The organism is Methylobacterium sp. WL103 (assembly GCF_008039885.1).
Classification (GTDB): Bacteria; Pseudomonadota; Alphaproteobacteria; order Rhizobiales; family Beijerinckiaceae; genus Methylobacterium; species Methylobacterium cerastii.
On sequence record NZ_VRUX01000087.1, the window covers coordinates 1 to 11,469 of the forward strand.

At 64.7% G+C, this 11,469-nt stretch carries 12 protein-coding genes and 2 pseudogenes; 5 read left to right on the forward strand and 9 right to left on the reverse strand.

The annotated features are described in order from the left end of the window. From FV222_RS08170 to FV222_RS08180, 3 genes are all read right to left on the reverse strand, one after another. The coding region (locus FV222_RS08170) for a chemotaxis protein CheB (protein WP_281406876.1) at positions 1-259 on the reverse strand (259 nt) is incomplete at its 3' end. A gap of 35 nt (positions 260-294) precedes the next feature. Continuing rightward, positions 295-546: a hypothetical protein gene (locus FV222_RS08175; protein ID WP_147813778.1), complete on the reverse strand. Its 252-nt coding sequence runs from the start codon at positions 544-546 to the stop codon at positions 295-297. Between the two features lie 783 nt (positions 547-1,329). Beyond that, positions 1,330-1,731 carry a nuclear transport factor 2 family protein gene (locus tag FV222_RS08180; protein WP_147813780.1) on the reverse strand — a complete coding sequence of 134 codons (402 nt, stop codon included), beginning with the start codon at positions 1,729-1,731 and terminating at the stop codon, positions 1,330-1,332. 425 nt (positions 1,732-2,156) lie between these two features. Between FV222_RS08180 and FV222_RS08185 the strand changes: the two genes are divergently transcribed. Beyond that, positions 2,157-2,360: a type II toxin-antitoxin system ParD family antitoxin gene (locus FV222_RS08185; protein WP_147813782.1), complete on the forward strand. Its 204-nt coding sequence runs from the start codon at positions 2,157-2,159 to the stop codon at positions 2,358-2,360. Further along, a complete protein-coding gene (locus FV222_RS08190; protein WP_147813784.1) occupies positions 2,347-5,805 on the forward strand; it encodes a PAS domain S-box protein in 3,459 nt (1,152 codons plus the stop codon). Before FV222_RS08185 ends, FV222_RS08190 begins: the two co-directional genes overlap by 14 nt. A gap of 147 nt (positions 5,806-5,952) precedes the next feature. On the opposite strand, the gene FV222_RS08195 is transcribed toward FV222_RS08190, so the two are convergent. The 4 genes from FV222_RS08195 to FV222_RS08210 form a co-directional block, all read right to left on the reverse strand. Next, a complete protein-coding gene (locus FV222_RS08195; protein WP_147813786.1) occupies positions 5,953-6,804 on the reverse strand; it encodes a hypothetical protein in 852 nt (283 codons plus the stop codon). Positions 6,805-6,919: 115 nt separating this feature from the next. Beyond that, a complete protein-coding gene (locus tag FV222_RS08200) occupies positions 6,920-7,555 on the reverse strand; it encodes an NAD(P)H-binding protein (protein WP_147813788.1) in 636 nt (211 codons plus the stop codon). A 166-nt stretch (positions 7,556-7,721) separates the two neighbouring features. Beyond that, the gene (locus FV222_RS08205) at positions 7,722-8,117 is read right to left on the reverse strand and encodes a DUF4149 domain-containing protein (protein ID WP_147750454.1); all 396 of its coding nucleotides are present in this window, start codon (positions 8,115-8,117) and stop codon (positions 7,722-7,724) included. 130 nt (positions 8,118-8,247) lie between these two features. Next, positions 8,248-8,526 (reverse strand): hypothetical protein, encoded by a 279-nt coding sequence (locus tag FV222_RS08210; protein ID WP_147813790.1) that lies wholly within the window; start codon positions 8,524-8,526, stop codon positions 8,248-8,250. Positions 8,527-8,999: 473 nt separating this feature from the next. Between FV222_RS08210 and FV222_RS08215 the strand changes: the two genes are divergently transcribed. Beyond that, on the forward strand, positions 9,000-9,362 hold the full coding sequence (locus FV222_RS08215; protein ID WP_147750407.1) for a cytochrome c family protein: 363 nt from the start codon (positions 9,000-9,002) through the stop codon (positions 9,360-9,362). Positions 9,363-9,377: 15 nt separating this feature from the next. On the opposite strand, the gene FV222_RS08220 is transcribed toward FV222_RS08215, so the two are convergent. After that, entirely contained in the window at positions 9,378-9,671 is a 294-nt protein-coding gene (locus FV222_RS08220) for a hypothetical protein (RefSeq protein WP_147813792.1), read from the reverse strand. On the opposite strand from FV222_RS08220, the pseudogene FV222_RS08225 reads away from it, so the two are divergent. After that, a pseudogene (locus FV222_RS08225) lies at positions 9,670-9,843 on the forward strand (transposase); the annotation flags it as partial. The gene FV222_RS08220 and the pseudogene FV222_RS08225 sit on opposite strands and share 2 nt — an antisense overlap. A 62-nt stretch (positions 9,844-9,905) precedes the next feature. Here the strand turns inward: FV222_RS08225 and FV222_RS08230 are convergent. Further along, positions 9,906-10,481 carry a fasciclin domain-containing protein gene (locus FV222_RS08230; RefSeq protein WP_210246542.1) on the reverse strand — a complete coding sequence of 192 codons (576 nt, stop codon included), beginning with the start codon at positions 10,479-10,481 and terminating at the stop codon, positions 9,906-9,908. Between the two features lie 378 nt (positions 10,482-10,859). Here FV222_RS08230 and FV222_RS08235 point away from each other — a divergent pair. Further along, positions 10,860-11,469 (forward strand): annotated as a pseudogene (locus tag FV222_RS08235) (ATP-binding protein); the annotation flags it as partial.

An 11,469-nucleotide genomic window follows, 5' to 3' on the forward strand; every position in this document is an offset into this window, starting at 1 on the left:
CGTCGGCGGCAGCATCGACCTCAAGCGGCGTGAAGCGGGCCAGCACGTCCGGGAGCAGGCTTTTGTGCTCTCGACTGAGATGCGTGACGATGACGAAGGCGGCCCCGAGCGTCTCCGGCACTCCACGAAAGAAGCCTTGCATCGCTTCGATGCCGCCCGCGGACGCGCCGATGCCGACGATCGGGAAGTGGTCTTGGTCCATCACCGCGTTCGGAGCCTTCAGATCGATGCCGCGCCGTTCGTTGGGTCCCAGCATCATGCCTTCTCGCCCGATGTCGAGGATGGCCGCGTGGATCAGTCGTCGTTCGTTGCTTCCTGCACGACGTAAGCGAGGCAGCGGGCCCGAGCCTCGGGGCTTTTCAGCCGCACGAACAGACGCAGCAAAACTACCACTTCGGGGAGATGATCCAGACCCGCCACGGCATTTTCGATGTCCGATGTCTTAGCCGGGTCGGCTGTCATGAAGGTCGCGGCCGGAACACCCAGCGACCGGGCGATGCGATTTAGGGCACCGAGGCGGTCCTGCGGATCGTCACCGTTCGCCATAACTTTCCGCCGTTTCCTAAGCCGCGTCGATCAATGCACGGCGATCCCGGCCGCCCGTGGTCCCATCGCGCCAGCGACGCGACGTCCGACATGATGGAGGACCCGGCCGAGGAGCAAGCGAGTCTGGGTATCAGGGTCGTCTTCCGAGGCCTCGTAGGCGTCGATGAGAGACGTCACCAATTGGTTCGATGGGCCAGGGTCCTCGACCTTGCGGCTTAGTGAAGGCCCTGCAGCGGTCTGCTCGCGGGACCGCCGGACGAGATCGCGCGAGGCTTGGAGCGTCTGCCGCGTTTCTTCGGCCGCTGCGCGCAACTCACGAGCAACCTCAAGGCACCGATCTGTTTGTAGGCGGTCCATAAGGAGCGCTCCGGTTTCCGTCCCATGCCCGCACGTAGGTAACTTCTAGGCGAACGCTACGATCCTGCACACAATGCCTAGGTGTAGCAATCCGGAGGTCGAGTTCGATGGCGGTTGGGAGGGTCGAACCTCAACCTTCACCGCAAGTCGGCTTTTCGCATGAAGCGAGCGGGTGCAAGTACACGCGCTGAGTTCCCGGATCCTCATCCGATGACCTACCGAGAAGCGAACCTTCGGACCTTCTGTGATGATCCAGGAGCAGCATTACAGACGATGTCCGCTTCGATAGATCGCCGCCCCAAAAGCGGACCGACAGAAATCCACCCATGTCGGTCGTAGAGCGAACTGCCGGGTCCCGACCAGCGTCGGACGTTGATTTAATGGGCCACAACATGCTGAACTTGTGGCTTCCGTCCGAAGTCGGTCTCAAGCTTCCGGATGGTTAAGCAGCACCCAGAGGCGTGCGATCCTGCCATCCACGACGTCGGCCACGTCTGCACCGCTGACTACGATGGGCCTGCCGTCCGGGCCCGCCTGCCACTGCATCGAACCCAGCCCGTGATGCCCGACCGCAGTGCCGACGGGCTTGAACCGGAAGGTCGGGCCGAACTGCTCCAGGAGATTGCCGGCGACCATCGAGATGGCGGACCGTCCCTCGACGACATTAGTCGGCTCGAACATGACCGGTTCGACCACGTAGAACTCGTCCAGTGCAGCGGCCCGCCTGTCGGCGTCGCGCTCATTGAAGACGCGTTCGAGGTTGGCCCGCAAGAGGTGGTCGTAGTCGGGCTCCGGGGCTGGTTGGGCGGCGTACACTGTCTCTGACATCACTGATCTCCTGTTCGGCGTAGGTGGTTCACATCGAGACCGACAAACGGGTCAGTCCGTGTTCTTTCATCAAGCCAAGCAAACGCCATCAGCGGTCAAGGCGGCCCCGGTGATGAAGTCGGCTGCCAAATCGCTTGGGAAGGGCCGTAAGCGCCGCGATCTGGGTGTCCTGTCCAATGCGCCCCGGCGCTATCAGCGTTATCAGCATCGCTTCCATGCCGGCCGGCATATCGCTCGCGACCGGACCACGGCTTGTTTGTTTCGAAGCCCTACAGCCGGTCCCGGGTCGTCGAGGCCATCGACCAAGCGGTCTGACCGAGACGCATGGGCTTCTCGATATTGCCGCGACACCAGGGATGCACGCCTCAACGTGTATCGGGTGGCGTCGATGCGACACCTTCCGTCGGAGCTGATAAGCCCTGCCGATGGCTGCCAAGCATTCACGACACATCGCCCTGACGGAGCCGCTGATCGCGTACGTCCAGGCGCAGGTCGCCAAGGGCGACTACACCTCGATCAGCGAGGACGTCAGGGCGGCGCTGCGCATGTTGATCGAGCGCAACGAGGCGAACGCTTCCAGCGGCGCGGTGAAGGCTGCTTCCGTTAAGGTCATCCATGATCGCGCCTGAGAACATCCCCGCCGACGCTGTGACGGAGGCCGTACGCGATCCGGCGAGGCTCGCCGCCCTCTACGGTTACGCCATCCTCGACACGGAGGCCGAGCAGGGCTTCGACGACATCGTGCTCCTCGCCGCCCGAGCCTGCGGGACGCCGGTCGCCCTGGTCAGCCTCGTCGCCGGGGACCGGCAGTGGTTCAAGGCGCGCGTCGGCTTCGACCCATGCCAGACCCCGCTGTCGCAATCGGTCTGCGCGAACGCCCTGAGGCAACCGGGCCTGCTGGTCATACCGGACCTGACCGTCGACCCGCGGACCCGGGACAACGTCCTCGTCACCGGTGAGCCCCACCTTCGGTTCTATGCCGGCGCCCGCCTTGAGACGACCGAAGGTACGCCGCTCGGGACTCTGTGCGTGATCGACGGCAAGCCACGGCCGGCCGGGCTTATGCCGGAACAGGCCGAAGCGTTGGAGGCGCTTGCTCGCCAGGTCATGGCGCAGATGGAGTTGCGCCGTTCGATGGTCACCCGCGACGACGCGCTCCTTCGGGTGCGGGAAGCAGAGACACGGCATCGCCAGATCCTCGACAGCGCTGTCGACTACGCAATGGTGACTATGGACCTCGACGGCCTCGTCACGGGATGGAGCGCCGGTGCGGAGGCAATCCTCGGATGGTCCGAGGCCGAGATGTGCGGCAGGTCCGGCCTCATCATCTTCACCGACGAGGACGCGCGGAACGGTGCCCCCGAGCGTGAGATGGGGATGGCGCGCGAGGAAGGCCGTGGCACCGACGAGCGCTGGCACGTGCGCAAGGATGGCTCACGCTTCTTCGCCCTGGGCGAGATGATGAAGCTTCATGCCGAGGACGGCAGCCACGTCGGGTATCTGAAGATCTTGAGGGATCGCACCGATCAGCACCTCGCGGCCGCGACGTTGCAGCGCCAGACGGACCTGCTCCAGACCGTCACCGACCACGTCAGCGAGGCAGTTTTCCAACTCGACCTCGACGGAATCGTCACGTTTGCCAACCGGACCGCCCACACCCTGCTGGGATGGGATGGGGGCACCCTGGTCGGGCAAGACTTGCATGAGGCCGCGCACCACCACCACCCGGACGGGCGCCCGTTCCCCGCCTGCGAGTGCGGCTTCGTCGAGGCCATCCGGGAGGGGCGCACACTGCGCCAGCGCGACGCCACCTTCTTCCACCGTGACGGTACGCCGGTTGAGGTGGTCTGCTCTAACGCCCCGGTAGTCGAGGACGGCATGGTTGTGGGGGCCGTGCTCACCGTCTCGGACGTCACCGGCCGCAGGCTGGACGAGCGCCGTCTGCGGGAGATGAACGCTGAACTGGAACGACGCGTCGCCGAGCGGCACGCGGCCGAGGAGCGGCAGCGCTTCCTCCTCGCCCTCGCCGACACGCTTCGTGAGCAGGGTGGCCCGCGCGGCCGGATGCAGGTGGCGGTCGATGCCCTGGGGCGCTACCTCGGCGTCAGCCGGGTCGGCTACGCGCTGATCGAGAACGACGGCGTCACGGCGGTGCTCGGGACCGAGTACGTCGACGGAGTGGCGCCGCTTGCCGACACCTACCCACTCGACGCATTCGGTCCCGGCAACATCGCCAACCTCAAGAAGGGCCGGACCTCGGTATACGCGGACGTTGAGGCCGACCGCGACACCGCCGGTTTGGGTATGGGCGCCTACGGCATTGCGGCCATCGTTGCCGTGCCGCAGGTCCACGAGGGACGGCTGCGCTCCGTCGTCTACGTCAACCACCACGAGGTGCGGGCGTGGACGGCCGACGAGGTCTCACTGATCGAGGAGGTCTCGGCCCGGATCTGGGATGCCGTCGAGCGGGTCCGGGCGCAGGGCGCGCTGCGGGCGATGAACGAGACGCTCGCGGCCCAGGTCGCCGAGCGCACGAAGGAGCGCGACCGGATCTGGCACGTGAGCCAGGACATGCTCGGGGTCGCCGACGCCGGCGGCGTCTGGGTCAGCATCAACCCGGCCTGGCAGAAGATCCTGGGCTGGGAGTACCACGACATCGTCGGGAAGACCTCCGAATGGCTCGAACATCCCGATGACCGCGAGAGGACTCGGTCCGAAGTCGCCCGGCTCGCCGCAGGGGGACTAACCCTCGCCTTCGAGAACCGGTTCAGGGCCAGCGACGGCAGCTACCGCACGCTGTCCTGGACGGCCGTCCCGGTTGAAGGACTGCTCTACTGCGTCTCGCGCGACGTCACCCTGGAAAAGGAACGTGCCGCGACCCTGCTCCAGGCCGAGGAGGCGCTGCGGCAGTCGCAGAAGCTTGAGGCAGTCGGGCAATTGACCGGGGGCGTGGCGCACGACTTCAACAACCTGCTTACCGTGATCAAGTCCTCGACCGACCTGCTCAAGCGCCCGGACCTCGCCGAGGACCGGCGTGCCCGGTACATCGGTGCGATCTCCGACACCGTGGACCGAGCCGCCAAGCTGACCGGGCAACTCCTGGCCTTCGCGCGGCGGCAGGCGCTGCGGCCGGAGGTGTTCGATGCCGGCCAGAGCGTGAAGGCCATCGGAGAAATGGTCGGCACCCTCACCGGCGCGCGCATCGAGGTCGTCGTCCGCATCGACGACGAGCCATGCCTCATCAGCGCCGATCCGAGCCAGTTCGACACCGCCCTGGTCAATATGGCCGTCAACGCCCGCGACGCGATGGAGGGCGAGGGTCGTCTCACCATCGCCGTGGAGGCGGCCACGACCGTGCCCGCCATGCGGTCCCACCCCGCGCTGGTCGGGGACTTCGTCCGGATCTCATTGTCCGACACGGGGTCGGGCATCCCGGTTGACCGGATCGACCGGATTTTCGAGCCGTTCTTCACCACAAAGGGCGTCGGTCAGGGCACTGGCCTCGGACTCAGCCAAGTGTTCGGCTTCGCAAAGCAATCGGGCGGCGAGGTCGTGGTTGCGAGCGAGGTCGGACACGGCACTACGTTCGCCCTCTACCTCCCGCGCGCCGACAAGGGGATCGCCAGAGCCGAGGAGACGTCTCCGGCTGACGCCGCCGTCGATGGTACCGGAACCTGCGTCCTGGTGGTCGAGGACAACCGCGAGGTCGGCACCTTCTCGACCCAGACGCTTCAGGAACTTGGCTACGGTACCCATTGGGTAATGAACGCTGACGATGCCCTGGCTGCGCTGGTCAAGGAGCCGGGCCGGTATGACGTAGTGTTCTCGGACGTGGTGATGCCCGGCATGAACGGGGTCGAGCTCGGACGCGAGGTCAGGCGGCTCTACCCCGGCCTGCCGGTGCTGCTCACCAGCGGCTACAGCCACATCCTTGCACAGGAGAGCGATCACGGCTTCGAGCTCCTGCAGAAGCCTTATTCGGTCGAGGAGCTGTCGCGCATGCTTCGCCAAGCAGCCTCGAAGCGCCGGCGCCACATGGAAGCGACAGCGGAGGTATCGGACCGTCCGTCGTGAACGACCGTAGCGTTGGCGCCACGGGCGTCCGGCGTGACCTGTCGAAGACATGCACGGGTCGAGGTCGTGACCGATATCGGCTCGCGCATTCGACGTTTGTCCGCAGACCCTGAACCGCCACTCCGTTGGTCCGAGACCGGGGCAGGGCTAGAGGTGGTAGGCCACCCCTGCGGCCCAGTGCTCAGGGAAGCGTCGGTAGGCGGCACTGACGATGGCCCCCCAATCGGCTCCGTTCGGCAGGCCAAGCCAGGAGATGGTCTCTTCCGGTTCGATCCGGGGCCAGGCCTGAAGCCAGCGGAGCCGGTCATCGACCGCGCCGGGCGGTAGGAGGATCGCGCCGGGGAATGCGCTTGTGACGCCGGCCTGGCCGTCCTCGGCCAAACGCGAGACCATTTCGATGTTGGCGTCGGCCTCGACGACGACCTCCTCGGGAGGTTCGGACCCGAGGGCATCGGCGAGCACGCCGGTGACGTTCACGAGTATGGTGCGGCCGGTATCGGGGCCGGACGAGACGGAGGCGGTCCTCCGCACGCCCGGCCGGCGGCGTTCGCCGATGATGCGCCCGTCGAAGCGGCCGCCGAGATCCCACCAGTCCCATCGTCCGAGGGGGTTGAGCCAGCGTCCATAGCCGCCGGTCGCAGGGTGACGGTCCATGTCCCGGACGTAGGCTTTCACGAAGGCATCAAGGTCTGGCTCGAAGTCGGTGAAGCGCACTTGCCAGCGCTGAAGGCCGCGGCGTGCCATCTCGTCGTTGATCGCTCCGATGTCGAGATGCCAGTGCGGCTCGCCCTCGATCCGGGTCCCGCGGCCCTCTTCCCGAGTGAAGATAAACTCGGTCAAGTGGATGGTGCGTACTTCGGCGGTCTCGTCGTGGAAGGCCAGCCAGTCGTCCGGGACGTCGCCCTTGCCGCCGCGCTGGAAGGGCGCCAGCGAGGCGCGGATGGCCTCAGCGGGCGCGAGATCCGAGACCGGCAGGATCACATAGACGGAGGCGAACATGACGGGTCGACCTGGGTCTTGGGGGAGCTGCGCGACTCCGAGGGTAACGCATACCGCGTGACGGCATCCGCTACGGGTTACGATTTTCGGGATGCCAGAGTCCGGCCGAGGTCGATCAACCGATCAGGACGACGGCTTTTTGCACGTAGGTCGGTAGGTCGACCTGTCCGACGATGAAATGGGCGACGTCGGCCCGTGAGATCAGACCGTTCCGCCACGACGAGGACTCGGTGAGAACCTTATAGCGGTTGGTCGCCGATCCGGGCGTGAGAACCCCTGGCCGAACGAACGTCCAGTCGAGGCCGCTCCTGCGGATGCGCATCTCCTGGGCGTCCTTATCATCGTAGGCGCGACCGAAGACGAGCCGGAACGGGACGCGCTGAAGCAGGCCGATGGCATCCCGGCTGTCGCCCGTGCCGAAGCCGGTGACGGCCAGGAGGCGCTTGACCCCGGCCTTCTCCATGGCCGGCACCAGCACGTTGGTCGCGTTCGAGAACAGCGTCACCGGGCCGAGCAGGTCCTTGACCGGCACCCCGAGCGCCTGGACAACGACGTCAACGCCATCGAGGGCGGCGGCGACATCTCCAGTCTTCAGCGCGTCGCCCGTGAAACGCTCCAGGCCCGCACCGGACAGGGTCATGGTCGTGGCCGAACGCGCGAAGGCTCGGACGCGGTGTCCGGCCGCGAGCGACGCTTTCACGGTCTCCAGGCCGATACCCTTGCTGGCGCCGATGACGAGAACGTGGGCCATGGTCGTTTCCTGGATGGCGGGTTGCGCGAGAAGATCCGATCAAACGCGAACGCGCCATGCGGTCGCTTGACCGGCCGGTCTATGGTTCAATGGCCAAGCTGTCCTGGATGCTCGATGTCGCGGTGGTGTGCCCCACGCGTTGCAGAAGACCGCTGGTCGAACGCGGCTAGTTGGAAAGTCTCAGGATTACGGCGGACGACCCGACGATGTGGGCCAGGGTCACCAGGACAGATCCTGTATGAAGGACCTTGAAGCGTCTACGATTGCCGATGTCGGTCGCCCCATTGATCGCCGGCATGAGACCTTGGCGCGCGAGGAGTGCCGTGAGAGCGATCAATCCCAGGATGAGTGCGGATGGCATATCGAGGGTTGCCGTCAATGCCGCGCCGCTAAGGGCGCACGCAATGACGAAAAGATAGAAATGTGGGAAGGCGCGACGCAGGAGGGGACCAGCGGCGTCAGCGGGCAGCGCGCTGAACAGGAACGATGCAAAGCCGAACGAGTACAGGACCATCCCGCCGAACAGGAGGGCCGTCACGAGGATAGCCGCTTGCGAGAGCATCGTTCCAAACCTCAATAACTTTAACTCGCCCTTGTGGGCGGCGTTCGGTTCGCTTGGCTGCGCCAATGCCGTCCCCTTCGTCGTGAGGCGCTTCTCTGCTTCAACGCCGAGGTAAGAGGATGGCCGGCGCTCAGATCGAGTCTTCCGGTTTCTGCTTCGTACAGGCCATAAACACATCGCTGATCGCCAAGTCGGCATGCGCACTCATGCCCGCAGCGTCATTGAGGCAGGACAGCACATCCTTGCGCGGAGCACTTCCTTCGCTGGACTTCTCCAGTTGCTGCAGTAGGCGGTCTCTATCCGCCCCCGTTGCGGCACTCCAATCGCGCAGGGTATCCTGCTGTTGCAAGGCCAAGGCTGGCGTCGCAATCGATGCCAGTATCAAAATCAGTAAAGAGCGAACTGGCATCTTGAATATCCTCCAATCAAGGTGTTACTAGAATATTCAACGTTTATTTGTTCATGTCCATTTGAAAGGCGTTGCTAAAAATCACAGCGGCGGTAATCCAAGTGCCAATCGTGTTTTCCGCTAGCACCCGCTTGTAAGCTGACGTGACTTGCCGTGGACCGCCCTGGGCAGCGAACCTCGTTCCAGGTTGCATCAACGCTATCTGTGAAGCCGAACTGCGTTGACGATGCGCCTTACCACCGCACGTGTCCGACACCGAGGCCTTGGAGCTGGATCTCGCCGCTTGCGCCTACAGCTCCTCATAAGCCGGTAGGTTAGATTTTATTCGCAGCGGCCTGGCTTCTATTGGCCGCATGCGCTTTTCTCCAGTCGTGACCAGATCCGTCCTAGGTGTGTTCTGGCGGATCAAGTTCTGCGGTGTGCCCAGCCGGTCACGAGCGGACGTCGACTGCCGCACTTGGAGATCCATACCGATGCGTACTCATCTTCTGGCCGTCGCCTTTGCAATCATCCTCCCCACCTTCTCCGCGCACGCCCAGGATGCGGCTGCCGGTGAGAAGGTCTTCACGGCCTGCAAGGCTTGCCATGCCCTTGGGAAGAATTCTGTCGGGCCAAACCTTGTCGGGGTCGTCGGACGCAAGGCCGCTTCCTACGAAGGCTACAACTATTCCACCGCCCTGAAAGAGTCGGGCATCACGTGGGATGAGGCCAATCTTAAAGAATGGCTGACGGGGCCTGCCGCTAACAAAGTCAAGGGCACCAAGATGGTCTATCAAGGCCTCAAGGATGACAAGAAGGTCGCGGACGTCATCGCCTACCTGGCAACATTGAAGTAGGCGTCGCCGAAGCCCTTACCGAACGTCTTCATAGTTGGAGGCTGAGGAAATGTCGGCCGCCGGCTTACGAGCATCCTCGATAATAGCAGCCATATCGTCAGGTTGCTTCATCGCAGGCCGCAACAAGCGGGAGGCATCGCTGCCTTGGGAGCGATGGTGGTTCAGGATGAACTGACCGAGATTTCCTTTGATGCTCTGGCCGCGCTGATGGCCGGCAGCGACGCGGCGGTAACCCTGACCCAGCAAACTGGTCCGCACTAAGTGCAATTTTTTCAGGCATCCTGAGCCCTGGAGGAGGGTGGACGCCATGCCTCGCAAACGCTGCAGGAACGACCAGATCGCATTTGCCCTGCGGCATGCGGAGAACAGTCAGACGGTGGACGAGGTCGACCGGAAGATGGGCGCGTCCGAGCCGACGTTTTACTGTTGGAAGAAGCAATTTGTCGGCATAGGCGTGCCGGCGTTTCGACGGCGCAGGCAGTAGTGCGGTTGAGGAGGCTGCCCGGACGAGGTCCGGGCAGCCTGGCGTGGCCTTACGAAAGGCTACTTCGGCATCAGGACGGTGTCGACGACGTGGATAACGCCGTTCGACTGCATCACGTCCGCGATGGTGACAGTGGACATGCCACCCTTGCCATCGATGAGCTCGATCTTACCGCCCTTCTCCTCGGCGGTGAGGCTGCCGCCCTCGACCGTCTTCAGCATGGCCTTTCCACCGCCGGCCTTGATCGCCTTCTGGAGATCGGCCGCCGTCATCGTGCCGGCCACCACGTGGTAGGTCAGGATCTTGGTCAGCGTGGCCTTGTTCTCCGGCTTGACCAGCGTGTCGACCGTGCCGGCCGGGAGCTTGGCGAAGGCGGCGTTGGTCGGCGCGAATACGGTGAACGGACCCTTGCCGGAGAGCGTGTCAACGAGGCCGGCAGCCTTGACGGCTGCGACCAGGGTGGTGTGGTCCTTCGAGTTGACCGCGTTCTCGACGATGGTCTTCGACGGGTACATCGGCGCCCCACCGACCATCACCGTCTTCTCTTCCGCCGCCTGGGCCGCTGAGCCAAACGCGCCGACGCCTGTGAGCGCCATGGCGACGGTGAGGCTTGCGACCTTGAACATGCGAGTCATGCGTATCTCCGAGTTCCGACCCCGTCATGCGGGGTCATCGCTCGCTACGGCCTTCTACGAAGAGAAGTTTCAAAACAATCACAGGCGCCGACAGAATTCCTCGACGATCCTTTTTCACTGTTTGCCCCAGCACCAAGGGGAAAATCGGCGTGGTCCGCTTGGGGGCGATATCGTTGGCGCTGCCATAGCCGTGACACGGAGGCCTTGTCAGATCGGACGTTCGATAGGGACTGAGGGCTATCGGCGACTCTGAATGAGAAGCCCAGTGCTCTCTTCAATCCATGTCCCGCGAGGTCGACGATATCGGGGTCGTGCCGAACTGGAACTGTTTGGTGACGGCAGCGCCTAACTGAAAGCGTGCGATCCCCGCGTTTAATGGGACACGACATGCTGTTCAATGGGCCGCCCGGCTCCGGCAAGTCGATGCTCGCCGCGCGACTCCCCTCGATCCTGCCGCCGCTGACGCCGCGCGAGCTGCTTGCGGTCTCGATGATCCAGTCGGTGGCCGGCGAGCTGAAGGAGGGGCGGCTGTCCGACCGGCGTCCGTTCCGGCAGCCGCACCACTCGGCCTCGATGGCGGCTTTGGTCGGCGGCGGCATCAACGCCCGGCCCGGCGAGGCGTCCCTGGCGCATGGCGGCGTGCTGTTCCTCGACGAGCTGCCCGAGTTCACGCCGCAGGTTCTCGATTCGCTGCGCCAGCCGATGGAGACCGGCGAGATCATGATCGCGCGGGCCAACCACCGCATCACCTATCCGGCCCGCTTCCAGCTCGTCGCCGCGATGAACCCCTGCCGCTGCGGGCAAGCGCTGGAGCCGGGCTACGCCTGCCGGCGCGGGCCGAACGAGCGCTGCATGGCGCAGTACGGCGCCCGCATCTCGGGGCCGCTGCTCGATCGGATCGATCTGCGCATCGAGGTCGCCGCCGTCACCGCCGCCGACCTGATCCTGCCGCCGCCGGCTGAGGGCTCGCGCGAGACCGCCCTGCGGG